Source organism: Corallococcus aberystwythensis (assembly GCF_003612165.1).
Classification (GTDB): Bacteria; Myxococcota; Myxococcia; order Myxococcales; family Myxococcaceae; genus Corallococcus; species Corallococcus aberystwythensis.
In genome coordinates this window covers 1-20,566 of sequence record NZ_RAWK01000187.1, presented here as the reverse complement: position 1 = coordinate 20,566, position 20,566 = coordinate 1, and the positions used below count along the sequence as shown (strand labels likewise).

The following is a 20,566-nucleotide window of genomic DNA, read 5'->3' as shown; positions in this document are numbered from 1 at the left end:
GAAGATCGCCGGCTACTGGCACCGCTACATGGTCATCGGCAAGCGCGAGACGCCGACGAAGAGCAAGCTGTGGATCATCCGCATCACCAAGACGGTGAACAAGGCGCTGGCGCAGCCCGGCCGGCAGATGGATTGGGGCATCGGCCGGGGACTCGGCGGACGTCCCGGTGACCGCGACTCAGGGGCGCCCGGCGACGCATCCTCGACCGCGAGCGGCGCGTACGGGGTCTCCATCGAGGACGACGAGGACCGGCTGGCCTTCCCGGTGGGGGAGAACGCCTTCTACGTGGACTCGGGGCAGGGCACGCGCGACCTGACGATGGAGTGGCGCGTGTTCCGGGGCATCATGCCCAAGCTCGCGAAGAAGCAGGCGGTGAGCGCTGAGCAGCAGGTGGCGAAGGCACCGGGCGCGAAGGAAGCCCCGGCGTTCACCGAGTGCGGCCCGTCCATCCTCGGCTTGAAGAAGCAGGCCAAGACGGGTGGGGTGATGCTGCTGGGGGAGATGCACGGCACGCAGGAGGTCCCGCGCTTCATCGCCCAGTCCGTGTGCCAGCTCGTCACGTCCGGCATGCCGGTGACTGTGGGCCTGGAGCTGCCGGTGGAGAACGAGGAGCGCGTCACGACGTTTCTCCAGAGCCCCGGCGGAGAGGTGGACTGGCTCAAGCTGATGGAGGCTCCGTTCTGGCGCAGCCCGTACCCGGACGGCCGTGGCAGCGAAGCGGTGGCGAACATGCTGGAGCAGCTGCGTCAGCTGCGAGCGCAGGGGCTGGACGTGGCGGTCTTCGTCTACGACCACCCGAAGCTGTCGGGCCAGAAGCGTGAGGACGCGCTGACGCAGACGGTGCTGGCGCAGGTGAAGGTGGCACCTCAGCGCTTCCACCTGGTGGTGAGCGGCAACGTCCATCCGCGTACGGCGAAGGGCCTGCCCTGGGACAAGCAGTACCGGCCCATGGGCTACCTGCTGAAGGACCAGCTCGACGACGTCACGGCGCTGGACATGGCCTACGACAGCGGCACGGCGTGGATCTGCGCGGCGGATCAGCAGGGACGCAAGCTGGACTGCGGCGTGAAGGAAGCGAAGGGCAAGGACAACGGCGACCGCTTCTTCGTGCACACCTGGGCTTCAGCCAACCAGGACGGCTACCACGGTGTCTTCTACGTGGGCCACGTGACAGCGTCCGAGCCGGCCATCCGCAAGGGCCTGGGCAACCCGGACGCGGCGCCCGCGCAGGAACCCGCGTCCGCTCCGTAACCCGTACCCGAGGCAGAAGCACAGAGGCCGTGCGAGTCGCCGGAGACGGTGGCCCGCGCGGCCTCTGGCTTTCAGGGGACACGATATGCCCACCGCCCGCACAGCGTTGTTCATCGCAGCGATGGAGGCACTGCGGATGCGCACGATGCTGAAGATGGGATGGCTGGCGTTGCTCCTGGCGGTGGGTTGCGCCGGGCGTCAGGACCTGGAGACGCCGGACTACGAGGCCATCTACGACGTTCCGTTGGAAGAGATGTGGCCGTCGGTCCGTGAGTACTTCACGGAGGCGCGCCTGCCCTACCGTGAGGACCGGGGCAGCGGCGTGTTGGAGACCGAGTGGAAGCAGGAGTTCGGTGGCTCGAAGATCGCCGGCTACTGGCACCGCTACATGGTCATCGGCAAGCGCGAGACGCCGACGAAGAGCAAGCTGTGGATCATCCGCATCACCAAGACGGTGAACAAGGCGCTGGCGCAGCCCGGCCGGCAGCTGGATTGGGGCACCAGTCGCGGGCTCGGGCCATCCGATGGCATCAACTCGGGGGCCCCGGGTGATGCGTCCTCGAGCCTCGCGTACAGCGTCTCCGTCGAGGACGACGAGGACCGGCTGGCCTTCCCGGTGGGGGAGAACGCCTTCTACGTGGACTCGGGGCAGGGCACGCGCGACCTGACGATGGAGTGGCGCGTGTTCCGGGGCATCATGCCCAAGCTGGCGAAGAAGCAGGCGGTGAGCGCGCAGCAGCAGGTGGCGAAGGCACCCGGCGCGAAGGAGGCCCCGGCGTTCACCGAGTGCGGCCAGTCCATCCTGGGCCTGAAGAAGCTGGCGAAGGCGGGTGGGGTGGTGCTGCTGGGGGAGATGCACGGCACGCAGGAGGTCCCGCGCTTCATTGCCCAGTCCGTCTGCCAGCTCGTCACGTCCGGCATGCCGGTGACTGTGGGCCTGGAGCTGCCGGTGGAGAACGAGGAGCGCGTCACGACGTTTCTCCAGAGCCCCAGCGGAGAAGTGGACTGGCTGAAGCTGATGGAGGCTCCGTTCTGGCGCAGCCCGTACCCGGACGGCCGTGGTAGCGAGGCGGTGGCGAACATGCTGGAGCAGCTGCGTCAGCTGCGAGCGCAGGGGCTGGACGTGGCGGTGTTCGTCTACGACCATCCGAAGCTCTCCGGCCAGAAGCGCGAGGACGCGCTGACGCAGACGGTGCTCGCGCAGGTGAAGGTGGCACCTCAGCGCTTCCACCTGGTGGTGAGCGGCAACGTCCATCCGCGTACGGCGAAGGGACTGCCGTGGGACAAGCAGTACCGGCCCATGGGCTACCTGCTGAAGGACCAGCTCGACGACGTCACGGCGCTGGACATGGCCTACAACAGCGGCACGGCGTGGATCTGCGCGGCGGACAAGCAGAGCAGCAAGCTGGACTGTGGCGTGAAGGAGGCGAAGGGCAAGGACAACGGCGACCGCTTCTTCGTGCACACCTGGGCTTCAGCCAACCAGGACGGCTACCACGGTGTCTTCTACGTGGGCCACGTGACAGCGTCCGAGCCGGCCATCCTCAAGGGCCTGGGCAACCCGGACGCGGCGCCCGCGCAGGAACCTGCGTCCGCTCCGTAACCCGTACCCGAGGCAGAAGCACAGAGACCGTGCGCGCACCGGAGACGGTGGCCCGCGTGGCCCCTGGCTTTTCGCGGGACACGATATGCCACTGCTCGCGTGGCGTTGTTCATCGCAGCGATGGAGACACTGCGAATGCGCACGATGCTGAAGATGGGATGGCTGGCATTGCTCCTGGCGGTGGGTTGCGCCGGGCGTCAGGACCTGGAGACGCCGGACTACGAGGCCGTCTACGACCTGCCCCTGGAAGAGATGTGGCCGTCGGTCCGTGAGTACTTCACGGAGGCGCGCCTGCCCTACCGCGAGGACCGGGGCAGCCTGGTGCTGGAGACCGATTGGAAGCAGGAGTTCGGTGGCTCGAAGATCGCCGGCTACTGGCACCGCTACATGGTCATCGGCAAGCGGGAGACGCCCACGAAGAGCAAGCTGTGGGTCATCCGCATCACCAAGACCGTGAACAAGACGCTGTCGCAGCCCGGCAGGGAGGTGGACTGGGGCGTCTCCCGGAAACTCGGCGAGACCCCTTACGGAATCCTGAGCCCGGAAGACGATGAGGACCGGCTGTCCTTCCCGGTGGGGGAGAACGCCTTCTACGTGGACTCGGGGCAGGGGACGCGTGACCTGACGATGGAGTGGCGCGTGTTCCGCGGCATCATGCCCAAGCTTGCGAAGAAGCAGCCGGCGAGCGCGGAGCAGCAGGTGGCGAAGGCCACGCCGGCGTTCACCGAGTGTGGCCAGTCCATCCTGGGCCTGAAGAAGCAGGCGAAGGCGGGCGGGGTGGTGCTGCTGGGTGAGCTGCACGGCACCCAGGAGGTCCCGCGCTTCATTGCCCAGTCCGTGTGCCAGCTCGTCACGTCCGGCATGCCGGTGACGGTGGGCCTGGAGCTGCCGGTGGAGAACGAGGAGCGCATCACCACGTTCCTCCAGAGCCCCGGCGGTGATGTGGACTGGCTCAAGCTGATGGAGGCCCCTTTCTGGCGCAGTCCGTATCCGGATGGTCGTGGCAGCGAGGCGGTGGCGAACATGCTGGAGCAGCTGCGCCAGCTGCGAGCGCAGGGACTGGACGTGGCGGTGTTCGTCTACGACCACCCGAAGCTCTCCGGCCAGAAGCGGGAGGATGCGCTGACGCAGACGGTGCTGGCGCAGGTGAAGGCGGCACCGCAGCGCTTCCATCTGGTGGTGAGCGGCAACATCCACTCGCGCACCGCGAAGGGCCTGCCCTGGGACAAGCAGTACCGGCCCATGGGCTACCTGCTGAAGGACCAGCTCAAGGACGTCACTGCGCTGGACATGGCCTACGACAGCGGCACGGCGTGGATCTGCGCCGCGAACACGCAGAGCAGCAAGCTGGACTGCGGCGTGAAGGAGGCGAAGGGCAAGGACAACGGCGACCGCTTCTTCATGCACGCCTGGGCTTCAGCCAACCCGGACGGCTACCACGGCGTCTTCTACGTGGGCCACGTGACGGCGTCCGAGCCCGCCATCCTCAAGGGCCTGGGCAACCCGGACGCGCCGCCCGCGCCGGAGTCCACGTCCGGCCTGTAACCGCGGGGCACGGGCACACTGGCGTCCCGGCACGGGCGGTGGCATGGAGGAGGCCTGACTGGAGGCCGTCCCATGAGCGACACGCTGCCCGCGCTGCGGGCCACCCTGGCGGAACTGGTGGCGCTGGACACCACGTCCTCGCGCCCCAACGCGCCCCTCATCGACTACGCCCAGGCGCGGCTGGAGGCCGCGGGCTTCACCGCGGAGCGCCAGCACTACACCGACGACGCGGGCGTGGCGAAGGTGAACCTGGTCGCACGCAAGGGCGACGCCGACCGCGCCGCGCTGGCCCTGGTGGGCCACTCCGACTGCGTGCCCTATGACGCCGCCTGGACGGACGCGCTGCGCCTCACGGAACGCGACGGCAAGCTGTACGGCCGCGGCGCCTGCGACACCAAGGGCTTCATCGCCTGCGCGCTGCACACCGCCACGCGCAAGGACCTGCCGAAGCTGGACGCGCCCCTCCTCGTCATCCTCACCGCGGATGAAGAGGTCGGCCTCGTGGGCGCGAAGAAGCTGGTGGCGGCGGGCCTGGGCCGCGCGAAGCACGCCATCGTCGGCGAGCCCACGCGCCTCATCCCCGTGCGCGCCAACAAGGGCTACTGCCTGGCGGAGGTGGAGGTGCTGGGCAAGGAAGGGCACAGCGCGTACCCGGAGCTGGGCGCGTCCGCCATCTTCCGCGCCGGCCGCTTCCTGCACCGGCTGGAGACGCTGGCCAACACCGTGCTGCGCGAGGACCGCGACGAGGGCTTCCAGCCGCCCTTCACCACGGTGAACGTGGGCCTCATCCAGGGCGGCAAGGCGAAGAACGTCCTGCCCGGCTCCTGCCGCTTCACCGTGGAGTGGCGCCCCATCCCCGGCCAGGCCGCCGAGCGCGTCCCGGAGATGCTGGAGCACATCCGCCAGGAACTCACGCGCGACGAGCCCGCCTACGAGGCGCGCATCAAGGTGCTGCGCATGGACCGCGGCGTCCACACGCGCGGCGACGCGGACGTGGTGCGCTTCCTGGAAGAGGTCAGCGGCAACGCGTCTGAAACCGTCTCCTTCGGTACGGAGGCCCCCCAGCTCACGGAGCTGGGCGCGGAGGCCGTGGTGTTCGGCCCCGGTGACATCCGCGTCGCGCACCAGACGGGGGAGTTCGTCCCCATGGAGGACCTGGTGCGCTGCGAGGCCGCGCTCACGCAGGCCGTCGCCCGCTTCTGCACGGGCGGCTGAAAAGCGCGGCGCTTCAGGGCTTCCCGGGTGCGGCGTCTTCGACGACCTCCACGTTGCGGAAGCCCTCGCACGCTTCCTTGAAGCCCAGCACGTACTTCAGCGAGCGCAGCTCCATCGTCAGCTTGTTCCAGAGCTTGCGCAGCAGGTTGGGGCGCGGCGCGGGCACGCTCGTCACCAGCGAGCTCAGGTCGATGTAGTGCGTCGGCGTGCGGCCCATGCCCTCGAAGTCGTGCTCCAGGCCCTGACTGAGCTGGCGTAGCTCCGGCTCCAGTCCCTGGTGCACCGCGTCCGTCATCAGGACGTATTCGGACACGGGCACGTCGTTCTTCAGCATCCGGTGCAGGAGGATGACGTCCACCCCCGCCAGCTCCGTGAGGTGCTTCACCTTCTGGAAGGCGATCTCCCCGGCGTGGGCCACGAACTTGAGCGTCAGGGCGCCCACCTGTGTGCACCCGTCGCACTTGCACATGCGGTCGAGCGCCAGCTCCTCCTTGCGGGCAAGGAACGCGCGGCGGATGGCCGCCACCTGCTTCGCGACCGGCGAGGTGTCCTCGCCCACGGCGTAGAAGAAGGCCGCATCGCCTTCCAGCTTCGCCAGCTTGAACCGGCCGGACGCGTCGATGACGGCCTCCAGCAGCTGCGCCACCGTGTCCTGCGCGTGCGCGAGGCCGAAGCGGTGCTGCCGCATGAAGCGGGTGTAGCCACCGATGTCCGCGATGAGCAACAGCGCCTTCTCAATCGCCATTCGGCGGCCAGCCTATCCCACTCCCCCAGCGTGCGTCAGTGCCGGGGCATCGCGCAGGTGCCCACGTCACGCAGCAGCTTGTGCGCCTCCGCCAGCAGGGCGTGCCCCTTCACCTCCGGGGGCACGCGGGCAATGAGCTTCATGTCCGGCGTCAGCCGGTAGAAGCCCTTGGAGCGCTGCACCAGCCCCGCCACCTTCGCGCCGTCCAGGAGCGCGTCGCCGCCCAGCGCCAGGGACAGCCTGCCCGGGCCCGCCTCCAGCGCGCGCAGCCGCAGCTCGCGCATGTCGATTTTCAGGAGCGTCACCTCGGAGAGGGCATCCACCTCGTCGGGCGCCTCGCCGTAGCGGTCCACCAGCTCCGCGCGCAGGTCCGTCACCTCGTCCGGGTGGCTGGCCTGGCTGAAGCGCTTGTAGAACACCAGCCGCTGGTGCACGTCCGCCACGTAGTCGTCCGGGATGAGCGCCGGCATGGGCAGGTTGATGTCCGGCTCCACGTGCACCTTGGGCGGCATGCCCTGGAGCTCCGCCACGGCCTCCTCCATCAGCTGCGCGTACAGGTCGAAGCCAATCTCCGCGATGGCGCCGGACTGCTTCTCTCCCAGCAGGTTGCCCGCGCCGCGGATCTCCAGGTCGTGGCTGGCGATGGAGAAGCCCGCGCCCAGCTCCGTGAAGTTCTGGAGCACCTCCAAGCGCCGCTGCGCGTCCTTCGTCACCGGGCGGCGGGTGGGCACCAGCAGGTACGCGTACGCGCGCTCCTTGCTGCGGCCCACGCGCCCGCGCAGCTGGTAGAGCTGCGCCAGACCGAACTGGTCCGCGCGGTTGACGATCATCGTGTTGGCGCTGGAGATGTCGATGCCGCTCTCGATGATGCTCGTGCACAACAGCACCTGGAACTTGTGCTCCGTGAACTGGAGCATCACCTTCTCCAGCTGCCCCTCGCCCATCTGCCCGTGCGCCACGCCAATGGAGACGTTGGGCAGCAGCTTCTTCAGCTCCTGCTCCATGGAGGGCAGGGACTCCACGCGGTTGTGCACGAAGAAGACCTGCCCGCCACGGGCGATTTCACGCTCCACGGCCTCCTTGATGGCGGCCTCGTCGTACTTCATCACGAAGGTGCGGATGGCCCGGCGGTCCTGCGGCGGCGTGGCGATGATGCTCATGTCGCGCACGCCGGACATGCTCATGTGCAGCGTGCGGGGGATGGGCGTCGCCGTCAGCGTCAGCACGTCCACCTGCGTGCGCAGCCGCTTGAGCGCCTCCTTCTGCTTCACGCCGAAGCGCTGCTCCTCGTCCACCACCAGCAGCCCCAGGTCCTTGAAGGACACGTCGCCCGCCAGGAGCTTGTGCGTGCCGATGACGATGTCGACCTTGCCCTCCTTGGCGCGGCGGAGGATGTCGCGGATCTCCGGCGGCTTGCGGATGCCGGAAATCACCTCCACCGTGACGGGGTAGTCCTTGAAGCGCCTCTTGAAGGAATGGAAGTGCTGCTGCGCCAGCACCGTGGTGGGCACCAGCACCGCCACCTGCTTGCGGTCGAGCGTGGCCTTGAAGGCGGCGCGCATCGCCACCTCCGTCTTGCCGTAGCCCACGTCGCCGCAGACGAGCCGGTCCATCGGCTGCGCCTTCTGCATGTCCGCGAGCACGTCCTCGATGGCCTTCGCCTGGTCCGGCGTCTCGTCGAACTCGAAGTCCGCCTCGAACTGGGCGAAGTAGCGGTCCGGCGGACCGAACGCGTAGCCCGGGTGCGCCTTGCGCGCGGCGGCCATCTGCAACAGCTCCGCCGCCATCTTGAGCAGCTGCTCCTTGACGCGCTTCTTCGTCTTCTCCCAGCTCGCCGTGCCCAGCTTGTCCAGCTGGACCTTCTCCGGGTCCCCGCCGGTGAACTTCTGGATGAGCCGCATGCGGCCCACCGGCAGATAGATCTTGTCCCGCCCCGCGTACTCCAGGACGAGGAAGTCCCCCGGCACGCCCTGCACCTCCATCTTCGTCAGGCCCGCGTAGCGCCCGATGCCGAAGTCGGTGTGGACGATGAGGTCGCCTTCCTTCAGGTCCTTGAAGCCCGCGGCGAACGCGTCCAGCTTCTTGCTGCGCTTGACGCGGCGGCGGGAACGGACGCCGAAGATCTCTTCATCCGCGAGCACCGCCAGCCGGCCTTCGGGGTCGGTGAAGCCGTGGCTCACCTCGCCGGTGAACAGGTGCGCCCATATCGCCGGCTCATAGAGCTTCGCCGGGTCCTGCAGGGCTTCCGTGTGCACCTTCACCATCACGGAGCGGTCCAGCAGGAGCCGCTTGAGCCGGTCCGCCTGGCTCAGCGTGCCGCACGCCACCGCGCACGCCACGCCGGTGTCGCGCCAGCGCTGCAGCCGCTCCACCAGCGGGGTGAGCGCGCCCTCCTCGCCGTGGTGCGCGAGGATGGCCTCGCGCAGGTCCTGCGTCGTGCCGAACGTGAAGGCCACGGGCGCTTCGGACTGCGTGAGCGACAGGCCACCGCCCTCCACCACGCGCAGGGCCTGGAGGCCCGCCGCCACGCTCTCACGCGTGAGGAAGTGGTGCTCCGGGGGATAGGTGAGGTCCTGGCGCGCGTCCGCCTCTTCCACGCCCTTGGCCAGCTCCGCCCACAGCTCGTCCAGGACGCGGTCCAGCCCCACCGGGTCGTCCAGGTAGACGACGGGCTCCGGCGCCCACGCGCGCAGGTAGTCGAACACCGTGGCCAGGCCGCCCTCGAAGAAGCCGGGCAGCAGTCCTTCCAACCCGAAGCCGGGCAGCCCCTCCCGCAGCGCTTCCAGCCGCTCGCGCAGCTTGATGGTGGGCAGGTTGATGCGGTCCGCCACCGCGCGGGCCGCGGCCTCGGCGCGCGGGCGCGTGTCCTCGGTGAGCAGCAGCTCGCGCGCGGGCACCAGGTCCACGGCCTTGAGCGCGTCCACGGTGCGCTGCGACTCCGGGTCGAAGACGCGGATGGACTCGATGGTGTCCCCGAAGAACTCCAGGCGCACCGGCCGCTCGTACAGCGGGCTGAAGACGTCCAGCAGGCCGCCGCGCACGCTGAAGGTGCCCTTGTCCTCCACCAGCGGGCTGTTCTGGTAGCCCATCAGCGCCAGCTTCCGCGCCAGTGAGTCCCGGTCGAAGTCCTGGCCCACTTCCACGCGCTGGGCCAGCCCCTCCATCACCGCCAGCGGCAGCACGCGGCGGTGCAGCGCGCGCACGGACAGCACCAGCGCGGGGAACGGCGTGCCGCGCGCCAGGTGGAACAGCGCGCCCAGCCGCTCCGTGATGGGGCCTGCCTCCGGCGACAGCTCGTCGTACGGGAGCACCTCGTCCGCGGGAAGGCGCAGCACGCGGGGCTCCAGCAGGCTGCCGGTGCCGCCCAGGAAGAAGGCCAGGTCGTGCGCGAGCGCGTCCGCCGCCTCTTCATCCACGGCCACGCACACCAGGGGGGCGCGCAGCTCACGGTGCAGGCGGGCGAGCAGGTGCCCGCGCGCCGCGCCCTTCACCCCCTGCGTCCGCGCACGGTGCCCCGCGCGCAGGGACGCCAGGAGCCGGGCGAAGGCATCACCAGAGGGAGGGGGCGCACCGCCGGGCCAGGACGTGCCGTCGGACTTCGGAGGAAGGGAGGTATCCATTCGGGGGCCCGGGTGAGGGCCCTCGGCTAATTAGGGTGCGCCCTGTCCCAAATCAACGCTGGATGCGGACACCTGTCGTGTCCATGGGAACAGCGGGACGGCCGCCGGGCGGGGAGGCTCACGCGCGCCCGGGACCCGGAAAGGCCCCCAGGCGCGCGGAACACATCACGGCTTGCAGGCCAGCACCGAACGGGGCTCACTGTTCGGATTGGTGCCGTCCGCCGCGACCGAATCGCAGTCCACCAGGCTGGAGAGCCCCGTCATCGGTTCGACCATCAGCAGGGTGGAGGCGCGACCCGACGTGAAGTTGAAGCGGATGGACTTGTCGTTCGGCATCGCGAGGGCGCGCGCGGTGGCGTCGCCCAGGCTGCCCTGGAGGCAGTCCTTGCGCAGAGCCGGTGCACCGGAGCCTGGAAGGAAGCACAGGCCGTCAATCGGGTCGGCAACCATGGACGCTGGAATGGGGATGTCCTGGCCCGTCTCACTGCAGCAGTCCGGACTGGTCCGGCAGGTGGTGTTGATACAGGCCACCTGCGGGCAGGTGTCGTTGGTCCACGACGTCTGCCCGGGCTCCTCGCACTTGAGCCGCTCCCAGCGGGCCACGCTGAAGACTTGTCCGTTCGGATGGACCACGTCCTTGTCCACGACGATGCGCACGGGCTGGTTCGTCGCGATGGACAGCTGCCGGGCGCGCAGCGCCGCGGACCACAGCTCGCGCGTCGCGGCGCTCTCACGTTGGCCGCCCACGCTGCCCTGGATGTTCACCACCGCCAGCGAGGCCATCAAGCCGAAGATGGCGACGACCAGCATCAGCTCCAGCAAGGTCATTCCGCGGGAAGACTTCATGGCGCGACCCCCGTCAACGCAGGCGGCACGAGTCCAGCCACCCCGAAGTTGCGCGGCGCCACCCGGAAGGTGAAGGTACGCCGCTTGTAACCATCCAGACGGAAGCCGTCGTCGTCCGTCACGGTGGGCTGGTTGATCTCCCGGTCGTTGCGGCGCGTGCGCACGACCAGGGTGACCTCCACCTCACGCACTCGCTGCTGCAGCCGTCTGCGGCGGACCTCCACCGTCTCCGTCGGAGGGACGTTCTCGAAGGACGGCGTCTCCACCGCGCAGCTGGTCGAGAACTGCCCCACGGTGCAGTCACTGATGGCCGGGCGGGGCGGGTTGGCCAGGGTGAGGTCGGTTTCGGGGAACCAGCGCGGGGCCGCGTTGAGGTTCGTCAGGTCGATGACGGCCTGACGCACCCTCAGCTGTTCCACGTCCCGGCTGACCACCTGCCAGGTGGTGGCTCCGCTGGGAAGCGCTTCCAGCGTGGGGATGTTGTTCTTCCAGTTCACCCGGTAGGCCACGCCCTCAAGACCCATGACCAGCCAGTCGCCGCTGGTCCAGTACATGTCCGTGGGCGCCAGGCCACATCCCCCGGTGTTCAACGTGCCGGTGCCCAGGGTCGCGGTCAGCCGGTTGGAGCCCGCGTTCACGTTCGTCACCCTCGTCGCGCACGCGGACTGCTCGTTGGCGTTCGCCAGCACGGCCAGCGTGAAGGGCTGCCCCACCGCAGGCGCCAGTCCGTCGGAGGAACTGGGCGCCAGGCAGAACTGGTCGGCACCCTGGCGCACCGACGAACCCTTGCCCGTGCAGCCCTCCAGCGAAATGAGGGCGTTCGTGCTGCCCCAATAGAGCCGGAGCGCGTCCGATGCGGGCTGCTGCTTCGCCGCATCGGGCGCGACGTAGTCGCCGTCGGTCGTGAAGAAGGCGACCGTTGACGGGTTGGACCACATCTCGATGCCGAAGCGGTCGTCCGAATCCGCGAAGCTGATGGGCGTGTTGCCCATGCCGGCGCCCGCGCGGGCCACCTGCGAGGAGAGCATCTCCTCCAGGGTGCGGCCCGTCGTCTGCGCCATCATGGTCTGCTCTTCGAACAGGGCACGCCGCTGCATCTGGGTGCCCACGGCCAGGCCGGAGGCCACCACGACGATCCCCAGCGCCGCGGAGATCATCACCTCCAGCAGCGTGAAGCCCCTGCTTCCTGGTACCCGTTGCATCATGGTGCCATCCGGGTCTGGAGCACCACCACCTGGCGGCCCTCCCTCTCCGGTTCCTCCCAGCTGACGGAGACGCGGACGTTGGCGACGTTGCCCTTCAGACCGGTCGAGGTCAGGTCGCGGTTCACCGCGGGCTCACCCACGCCCGCGGCACCGCCTTCGAGGCTGGACGCGAGGAACTCGGCGTCCACGTCCACGGCGACCTCGTACTGACGGGCGATGGCCCCCGGCGCGCTGGGCGGCTGGCGGAGCAGGTCACCCGCTGCCGTCTGGTAGAACACCTCCCGGTTGCCATCCAGGCCCGCGATGTTCGCGCAGGCGCTGGGCGCGGGAGTGCAGCCCCGCGCCTGGATGGATTCCAGCGTCCGCTCGGCGATGAGCTGGGCCTGGTTGGCGGTCAGCGTCCGCCGGTTGGCCTTGCTGGTCTGGGACACCACGGTCATGGCGGCGGCCACCCCCAGCAGCATGACGGCCATGGTGGCCATCACCTCCAGGAGGGAGACACCGCGCGAGTGCTGTCGGCTGGCGGAGGTCATTGCTTGGGCATCTTTCCATCCGGCACCGCTTCCCAGAGAAGCGTGCGGGATTGCGCGGCACCGGTGCCGCTGGTTCCGTGGTTCCACGTGCCATCTCCCGAGGCCTTGACCTCGCCCGTCGCGGTGATGACGAACAGGTGTTCGTCATGGACGATGGGCGCGGAGATGCCGTGGCCTCCCAGGTCCGAACCCAACAGGGCCGGAGCGGTGGCATCGTCGAAGCTCTGGGGCGTGGCGTAGGACTTGCCGCTCTTGGTCGCGTCCAGGTTGCAGATGTCCGCGGCCTTGCCCACCGCCGTCGTCGCGAAGACCTGATCTCCGCTGAGCGCCACGCCGCCCCAGACGGTCTGCCCCGGCTCCAGCGCCCGGGCCCACATCGGAGTCAGCGTCGCGCACGGATTGGTGCCCGACGGGTCCGAGTCCTCGTAGCCCAGCAGGTAGTAGTGGTAGGCGGTGTCCTTGTTCGGCGGGCCATCCGAGTACAGGTCCGGGTTGTCGCTGGTGCCGAAGTAGAAGCGCACCACCGGACCGGTGGTCGTGCTGACGACGTTCAGCGCCATGTTGGAGTGGATCTGCTGGAAGTCCTGGTTCTGGTTGAACGTGTTGTACTTCGGGGCCTTCAGCGCGGTGGGCGCGTCCGCCACCATGCACTTGGAGATCTTCTGGCCCAGGGGTTTGCCCGGCGTCACGGTGCCCAGGTTGATGCGGTAGACGTGACCCGCGGTGGTCGGCACGTAGATGACGTCGTAGGTGCCGTCCTTGTTGAGGTCCACGAGGGCGGACTCGGCGGCCACGCCATACCCCTTGTCCAGGGTGATGACGCCCGCGTACTTGCCGCTGGCTCCGGTGCCGTAGTCGAGCGGCTTCCCCGTCTTCATGTTGATGAGGTAGAGCGCGCCCGCGCGGGACGTGTCCGCGGGCTTGTAGTCCGTGCCCACGACGGCCGTCCAGACGGCCTTGTCATCCGTGCCCGGGCCCCACGAAAGCCGGGAAACCGAGGGAGCGAAGCGCGAGCCCGAGGTGTCAGCCCTCACGACGGACGCATCGTTCAGGTTCGCCTGCCGGAACGCATCCGCGATGGTGGTGTCCGCCAGGCTGAACTCCCACAGCGGCAGGGGGTAGTTGTCGTGCGTCGGGTCCGTGATGTCCAACGCGAAGACGTTGGGGCTCGTCTTGCCCGTGGCGGACACGAGCACCGTCTTGGCGCCCTTGTCCCGGGCATCCATGGACCATGTCCACGCGGGCTTGCTGCCCGGCAGGTTGCCGAAGTCCACGTTGGCGATGGACGCCGAGGCATCCATGCTCGGCTTGGGCAGGTCGCCGGAGCCGAGGAACGTCGCGTACTGGTTGCGGTAGCGCGACAGCGAGCCGAAGGGCAGGAAGGAGAAGATCTCCTTGCCCGAGCCGTAGTCACGGGTCGCCGGGGTGCCGCAGGAGGGCGCCGGCATGAAGTAGCCGCGGTACTGCTGCTGGGACACGCACCCGTCCTGGACCGAGTTGCGGAAGGCGCCGCTGCGGAACGCGTGCAGCGCGCCGCTCATGGTCCCCACGTAGGCCACCGTCTCACGCGAGGCGAGCGGCCCCATGAAGTTGTTGCGGAACTGGTCCTGCTCCGTGGGCTGCGCGTTCTGGTACCAGGTGTCCTTGTAGGGCGGCACGGCCAGCGCCACGGTGGACAGGTTGATGCCACCCACCGGCCAGGCCCGGCGCACGTTGGCCGGCCCCGGGGCGTAGTGGTCTTCCCAGCCGTAGAGCCAGTCCACCATGAACTGCCGGTCGTTCTTGGTGGCGTCGGTGATCTTCTTGGACGCCGGCGTCGTGATGCTGGGGGTGCCGCAGATGCCGTCGTTGTTGAGGTCCCAGGGATAGCGGCTGCCGATGTAGTCGTCGCAGAGCGAGTCCGGGAACAGCTCCTGCATTGCGGGCGGCGGCGTGGCCTGCGGGGTCGCCATGAGCGCGCTGATGGACGTGCGGGTGAAGTCCGTCTTGGACGTGGTGGTGTAGAGGTTGCGCTGCTCGGGCAGCAGGCTCGCGTTCCCCAGCGAGATGGACATCACCCGGCCGGCCTCCCAGCGCTCCGTGGGGTTCGTGACGGTGGGGCTCTCCGGGTCGTAGAGCGACTTGAAGTAGATGCGGCCGCGCACGCCAAAGTCCTTGCGTCCGTCATACGCGCGCACGGAGGCGTCCGGCAGGCCGGAGGTGGGCCAGTCGTCGCCCCACGCGGTGCCCGGCGTCTCGTTCACGCCCCACACGATGGCGTTTCCAAGCGACGAGGGTGAAGCGCGCGCGTAGCTGCCCGAGCGCACGGCCTGGTAGCCCACGTCCACGTTGTCGATGACCGGCTGGCAGAACTCGTTGGGGCTGCTGATGTCCACCTTCCAGCACAGCTGGGAGCCGGTGAAGCCCATCCCCAGGAGGTCGATCTCCACCTCGGTCTCGCCTTCCTCGAAGTCCAACGGAATCCAGGTGGGCAGCGGGTTGCGGTTGCACGTGCCGCCACTGCAGTTGCGGCAGTCCAGCGCGATGGAGTAGCGGATGGTGGGTTCCGGGCTGCCCTGGCAGGCCCCGGGGGAGGCTTCGGTCCAGCACGGCGGTCCGCTGCCGTCGCTGCACTTGCGCGTCGAGTCGTCCTGGCGATTGAAGCGCACCTTCGTGATGGTGAAGTCCTCGGCGTCGGCAATCTGGATGTCCTGGGAGACCGTGGCGGACCGGGTGCCACCGCCGTTCTCCTTGTTGATGACGAACACCACGTCGTTGAAGTCGCGGTCACCGCCGCCGGGGAGGTCCTCGAAGCCGAGGATCCACCGGAAGGGGTCCGTGGTGGGGGCGCCCACGATGACGTGCGCCATGGGGTTGCGGACGCCGCCGGGCCGCGGAATGGTCACCTTCTCCATCGGCATGTCCAGGTTGCCGAAGAAGGGCGTCTTCAGCCGCCAGAGCGTCGAGCCCTCCTCTTCCTTGGGGCCCTCCAGCCAGCCACAGAGCTTCTCCTGGGCGGCGTCCGCCACCTTGCAGGCGCCCTCATTGAGCTTGGGGTCGTCCGGGTTGCACCCCGGCTCGTAGGCGCAGCCGATGTTGCGCTCCGCGACGTTCGTCCCGCCCTTGAAGTTCTGGTCCATGTTCCAGGCGGACTTGGAGAAGAAGACGTTGGTCGGGGTGCGCAGGTGCAGCAGGCACTTGCCGTTGGCCGGGTCCATCTTGAGGCACGGGTACACCGTCCCGTTGTCGAGGCTGAACGGCGAGTCGTAGTACACGACGAGGAAGAAGATGACCTCCTTGCCGCCCTGGATCTGCCCCAGATTCACCGTGCGGTCGGCGGGGGTGACGCCCGGGTCCGGGTTGGTGGAGCGCTCGATGCCGCGGAAGTCGTACTTGGAGACGTCGTAGTCCGGGATGCCTTCGCCGAACTCGCCCACGTCCGCGACCGGAGGCAGGTTGCGCCAGGCTGTGAATTCGGAGTCGTCATCCGCCAGCAGGAACACCATCTTGCCGATGCCCTTGTTGCCGTTCTCCGGCGCGGGCGGCTCGAGCAGGTTGGGGATGTGGGGATAGAGGCCGTAGTCGGAGTAGCTGGAGTTGTTGACGTTGCCGCCAGGAATCTTGCCGACCACGTCCGCCTTGATGTTGGTGGCCGTATGACCGGGCCGCGGGTCGGGCACCGTGGCCTGCGACACGAAGGTGTCGTCGCAGGCGCCATTCATGGCCAGCGCGGGCTGGGTGTAGGTCAATCCGCCGGACGTGAAGGTTTTCGTGCAGCGGCGGCCCACCGGGTAGTTGGTGTCGTCGCTGTCGCTGACGGTCTTGCCCACGAAGGGGCGCTGCCCGGTGCCCGTGCTGGGCGCGAGGTTGTAGATGTCCTCGTGCAGGTCGTAGATGCCGTTGCCGTTGTCGTCGCGCAGGTTGCCGGCGGCGTTGAGGTACCCGGCATTCTTCACGTCCTCGAGGTACATGAAGCCCAGCGCGTGCGAGGCGCCGGCGGACTCGAACACGTAGCTGATGGTGACGTTCTGATCGAACGGGAACTTGATGGACTCCGAGTTCAGCACCGTGAGGTTGGTGTTGAGCTGGAGCTTCTCGTCCTTGACGATGATGGTGCCGTTGTCGAGCTCCAGCGAGCCGTCCTCGGAGCTGAAGGGCGGCTGCCGGTCCTGGGCCAGGTCGTCCTGGCACAGGAGGGCAGGCGTCGCCTGCGCGGCGGCGCTGGTGGAGGTCAACAGGGCCAGGGCTGCGAGGGAGCGGAGCTTCGCGCGCATCACTTGTTCCCCTGCTTCGGGTGGTGCTGGGTGTCCGTGCCGCTCTTCTTGGGGGCGGTGTCGGGGACTTCCGCGTTGGTGACGAGGAAGTCGAGCAAGGCTTCCGTTTCGCTGGCCGACAGCATCCGGGTGTCACAGCCTGTCTCGGGCTTGACCTTGTGCGGGGCTGCAATCCAGGTGCGCACCTGGGAGAGGGTGCGCTTGTGCATCAGGTTCCCCAGGTTGGGGCCGCTGCCCTTGTAGGCGCCCTTCAGGCCCATGCTCCGCTTGGGAGTATTGGGGTTCGTCGCCTTGGCGACGTGACAGCGCGAGCACGCGCGGTTGAAGGCGGACTGACCTCCACCCTGCGCGAGTGCAAGGCCAGGGGCCAGCAGGAGGACCAGCAGGTTCAGGCGTTTCATGGGGACGCTCTGGGGGAGGGAAGGACTACATGCTGAATTGGACGGAATTCTTCGGCGGGCTCTTGTCGGGCGTGCGGAACGTCATGTCCGGGCCGCAGCCCCGGGTGACGCAGCCGGGGCTGAACACCGACTCCTGGTTCGCGTGCACGACCAGCGCCTGCACCACCGAGCGCGTGGGACGGCCGTTGGCGGTGACCACCTCGCCCACGGCGACCAGCCAGACCTTGCGGTTGCGGTCCTCCCCCGCGGCAACGCTGCTTTCCTTGTCGTTGTGCAGGAAGACCCGGTAGCGCACCTGCTCCTGGTCCGGGTAGTCGGCGTAGGGCTGGTTGGGGGTCGGCAGCGACGCCGGGCCGCTGGTCAGCTCCACCGGTTGCAGCGTGGAGGCCCTCAGCCGGTAGTAGTTCCAGCGGTCGGCGTCAGGGCCGGGCAGGACCTCGTACCAGGGGTCGGTCGGGGAGCCGAGTCCCGGCTCGGTGACGGGGAGGCCCAGGTAGGTCTGGAAGACGAAGTTGTCCTCCCCCAGGCTGTCCATCAGCAACCGCACCGCCTCGCGGCCTTCCGCGAGGCCCGCCTCGGCGGCGAAGAAGGCCTGCTTCTGATGGCGGGTGTCCGCCTGGGTATCGGCCTCGCGGCCCACCACGCTGTAGCTGAGCATCACCGCCATCGTCACGACCGCGACCACGCCCAGTGCGAGCAGGAGCGTGAAGCCACGGGACTGACGGCGGGGGTTCGGGCGATGCACCATCGGGGGCTCCTCCGCGTGCCTCTGGGGGGAGGCACGGCTTGGGAGCCACTGAACAGCAAACTTCGTGCCGGGAATTCCGCCGCTCAACCCGCTGGAATGAGGGGAGCCAGCGGAAGGGTGGGTGCCGTTTGACGTCAGCGGGCTGCGCAAAGTTTGCGAGCCCGCTCATTCCTTGCGAGGTGCGCCGCTGTCGGCGCAGGGCGTCAGCGCTGGCCGGAGCGGAGGGCGGCGCGCAGGCGGATCATGTCGTCCAGCACACCCGGGTCCACCAGCTCCAGGGCGGCCTTCTGGGAGAGGCCGCGGGGCGTCTGGCGGTACTCCTCCTCCTCCTCCTCACCCCCCTTGCCGCCGTCGCTGCCGCCCTTGCCGCCGCCCTTGCCGTCGCCCTTGGGCATCAGCGCCACCGGCTGGGAGACGCCCGGCTCCAGGCGGGGGAAGGCATTGGCGTCGGCGCGCACCGACGTGAAGAGGCTGACCATGGACAGGCAGAACACGATGGCGACGGTGAGGGTCTTCATGGCGGCTCCAATTCTCCCGATTCCCACGACGCCCGGACCCGAGGGGTTATTCACGGGGCCTTCTCCTGGGTCTTGAAGGTGCGGATGTATCGCACCAGGGCGTCCATCTGCTCCGGGGTGAGCCGGTCCTTGTAGGCCTTCATCTTCGGGTTGTGGGACGAGCCGTTGGCGATGACGGCGCGGATGTCGGCGTCCGACTCCGCCTTCTGCCAGGTGGCCCGGCTCATGTCCGGGATGGACTCCTTCTGGCCCATGCGCGTCTGGGCGCGGCCATCCGGGCCGTGGCAGTTCTTGCAGCTCTTCTCCCAGAGGGCCGGGGTGTCCTCGGCGTGGGTGAGGGCTGGGGCGCACAGCAAGAGGGCGGACAGCAGGAACCACCGCGTCGTCATGCACGGTCTCCGCGAGGAGGGGGGAGCCCCAGTATAGGCACGCGCTTCAGGAACCGGCGCGGGGCCAGAAGGGCGTGGCGGAGCGGCCGGGGGGCTGGAGCCAGACGGACTCCAGGAAGCGCACCGCGTTCTGATCCGCCCGGTCGTTCCGGGTGAACGCCGCCTGCGCGCCCGCGAGCACCGCCAGCGTGGCGAGCCCCGCGGCCCAGGCCGCCGGCCGGAGTGCGCGTCCGGCCGTGTCCTGGCCCAGCGTTCCGAAGACGTACGCCGCCACGGCGGCGAGCGCCGCGAACAGCACCGCGCCCGCGAGCGCCGTGGGCAGACCCAGGAACGCGAGGAGGTTGGGCGGGTGGTAGCCGTCCATGAGGAGCGGCCGGGCCAGCGCGAGCACGGGGGTGGAGACGTCGTCGGGGATGTAGTTGACGAAGGTGGCCAGGCCCGTGACGAGCACGGACGCCGCGCACAGCATGGCCGCGATGCCGGACAGCACCGGCCGGCCGGCGCCGCGCAGGCGCTCCAGCACCAGCCCCGCGGGCAAGAGCAGGAAGGGCACCAGCCCCGTGAGGTGCCGCGGCCCCGTCGTCCAGCCCCACGAGTCGTAGGTGAACGACGAGGTGAAGTACGTGTAGCCGGCGAGCGTCGCCGCGGACATCCAGAAGAGGGCGCGCGCCTCCGGGGACGTCTTCCCCTGGCGCTTGAGCAGCACGAGCCCGGGCAGCGCGAGCAGGAGGAACGGCGACAGGGTGAAGAGGCCCCGGAGCGGGGAGAAGAACGACAGCGTGAAGGCGCGCGGATCCGGCGTGCGGATGCCCAGGAAGCCGCCCAGGTGCCACGGCTGATAGGCCGCGTCGTTGAGGTGCTTGTAGCCCGTCTCCAGCGGGTGCCCGAAGGTGGCCTGGTGGTAGAGCCCCAGCGCCACGATGAGGGGCAGCGCGCCCAGCACGGCGAGCCCCGTGGCCCGGCCCAGCTTCTTGAGCCGCGAGGCCCATGGCTCCGGCGTGCCCAGAACGGTGAGGACGGCGTAGAGCACGAGGCCCAGCACGCCCAGGCCGCCGGTGTACTCGGCGGCGACGGTGGCGCCCGCGCAGGCGCCGGCCACGGCGTAACCGCGCTCGCGCCACTCGCCCCGCGACAGCCGCCAGAGCGCGTAGAAGCCCGCGAAGAGCAGCACCGCCGTCGTCTGGTGGCTCATGAAGAGCAGTGAGTAGCTGAACGCGAGCGAGCCCAGCGCGTACGTCACCGTGACGCCGTCCGCGACGGCGGGCGACAGGAACGCTTGCAGGAAGCGGCGCACCAGCCACAGCAGGCCCAGCGTGGGCAGCACCGTGAGGAAGAGGCGGCTGAAGAAGACGAGCGGCACTTCCGGCACCGCGTAGCGGTGGCCCCCGCCCACGGCCCGCAGGGCCGCGTACACGGGCACCGCGGCGAAGGACAGGAGCGGCGCCTTGGACGGGTAGTAGCGGCCGTCCATCACCGACAGGTCGCCCACCGGGCCGTAGTCGCGCAGGGCGCGGTTGATCTCCAGCGTCCCGTCCTCCACCAGGGCGCGCGTCTGCCACAGGCGGCACAGCTCGTTGGGCGAGCGCAGGCCCGGGTGGTACGGGAAGAGGACCACGTAGAGCGCCGCCACCGTGGCCCACACCGCCTTCGGCAGTCCCGGGGCGCGAGGCGCGGGCGCCACGCCCCCCGGGAC

At 69.1% G+C, this 20,566-nt stretch carries 15 protein-coding genes; 4 read left to right on the top strand and 11 right to left on the bottom strand.

The features are described 5' to 3' along the window. The 4 genes from D7W81_RS27305 to argE all read left to right on the top strand — a co-directional run. Nucleotides 1-1,252: hypothetical protein (locus D7W81_RS27305; protein ID WP_120558329.1), on the top strand; the 1,252-nt coding region annotated here is incomplete at its 5' end. 136 nt (nt 1,253-1,388) lie between these two features. Beyond that, on the top strand, nt 1,389-2,855 hold the full coding sequence (locus D7W81_RS27300) for a hypothetical protein (RefSeq protein WP_120558328.1): 1,467 nt from the start codon (nt 1,389-1,391) through the stop codon (nt 2,853-2,855). A 135-nt stretch (nt 2,856-2,990) separates the two neighbouring features. Further along, entirely contained in the window at nt 2,991-4,400 is a 1,410-nt protein-coding gene (locus D7W81_RS27295; RefSeq protein WP_120558327.1) for a hypothetical protein, read from the top strand. Between the two features lie 72 nt (nt 4,401-4,472). Further along, entirely contained in the window at nt 4,473-5,615 is a 1,143-nt protein-coding gene (argE, locus tag D7W81_RS27290) for an acetylornithine deacetylase (protein ID WP_120558326.1), read from the top strand. Between the two features lie 13 nt (nt 5,616-5,628). Here the strand turns inward: argE and D7W81_RS27285 are convergent, their stop codons facing one another. From D7W81_RS27285 to D7W81_RS27235, 11 genes are all read right to left on the bottom strand, one after another. Continuing rightward, a complete protein-coding gene (locus tag D7W81_RS27285; RefSeq protein ID WP_120558325.1) occupies nt 5,629-6,360 on the bottom strand; it encodes a DUF2652 domain-containing protein in 732 nt (243 codons plus the stop codon). Between the two features lie 35 nt (nt 6,361-6,395). Then, nucleotides 6,396-9,980, bottom strand: a complete 3,585-nt coding sequence (gene mfd / locus D7W81_RS27280; RefSeq protein ID WP_120558324.1) for a transcription-repair coupling factor — start codon at nt 9,978-9,980, stop codon at nt 6,396-6,398. 165 nt (nt 9,981-10,145) lie between these two features. Further along, the gene (locus D7W81_RS27275; RefSeq protein ID WP_120558323.1) at nt 10,146-10,826 is read right to left on the bottom strand and encodes a pilus assembly FimT family protein; all 681 of its coding nucleotides are present in this window, start codon (nt 10,824-10,826) and stop codon (nt 10,146-10,148) included. Then, entirely contained in the window at nt 10,823-12,031 is a 1,209-nt protein-coding gene (locus D7W81_RS27270; protein WP_120558322.1) for a PilW family protein, read from the bottom strand. Before D7W81_RS27270 ends, D7W81_RS27275 begins: the two co-directional genes overlap by 4 nt. Next, on the bottom strand, nt 12,028-12,564 hold the full coding sequence (locus D7W81_RS27265; protein WP_120558321.1) for a type IV pilus modification PilV family protein: 537 nt from the start codon (nt 12,562-12,564) through the stop codon (nt 12,028-12,030). The genes D7W81_RS27270 and D7W81_RS27265 overlap by 4 nt, the downstream gene beginning before the upstream one ends. Further along, nucleotides 12,561-16,817 (bottom strand): DUF4114 domain-containing protein, encoded by a 4,257-nt coding sequence (locus D7W81_RS27260; protein WP_120558320.1) that lies wholly within the window; start codon nt 16,815-16,817, stop codon nt 12,561-12,563. The genes D7W81_RS27265 and D7W81_RS27260 overlap by 4 nt, the downstream gene beginning before the upstream one ends. Continuing rightward, nucleotides 16,817-17,218, bottom strand: coding sequence for a cytochrome c family protein (locus tag D7W81_RS27255; RefSeq protein WP_120558319.1), 402 nt, complete (start codon nt 17,216-17,218; stop codon nt 16,817-16,819). The genes D7W81_RS27260 and D7W81_RS27255 overlap by 1 nt, the downstream gene beginning before the upstream one ends. 25 nt (nt 17,219-17,243) lie before the next feature. After that, entirely contained in the window at nt 17,244-17,966 is a 723-nt protein-coding gene (locus D7W81_RS27250; RefSeq protein WP_120558318.1) for a hypothetical protein, read from the bottom strand. 203 nt (nt 17,967-18,169) lie between these two features. Then, nucleotides 18,170-18,484: a hypothetical protein gene (locus tag D7W81_RS27245; protein ID WP_120558317.1), complete on the bottom strand. Its 315-nt coding sequence runs from the start codon at nt 18,482-18,484 to the stop codon at nt 18,170-18,172. A gap of 50 nt (nt 18,485-18,534) precedes the next feature. After that, complete coding sequence (locus tag D7W81_RS27240; RefSeq protein ID WP_120558316.1) at nt 18,535-18,873, bottom strand: c-type cytochrome; 339 nt, start codon at nt 18,871-18,873, stop codon at nt 18,535-18,537. A gap of 46 nt (nt 18,874-18,919) precedes the next feature. Continuing rightward, nucleotides 18,920-20,554, bottom strand: coding sequence for a hypothetical protein (locus D7W81_RS27235; RefSeq protein ID WP_438503378.1), 1,635 nt, complete (start codon nt 20,552-20,554; stop codon nt 18,920-18,922). Between the last annotated feature and the right edge of the window lie 12 nt (nt 20,555-20,566).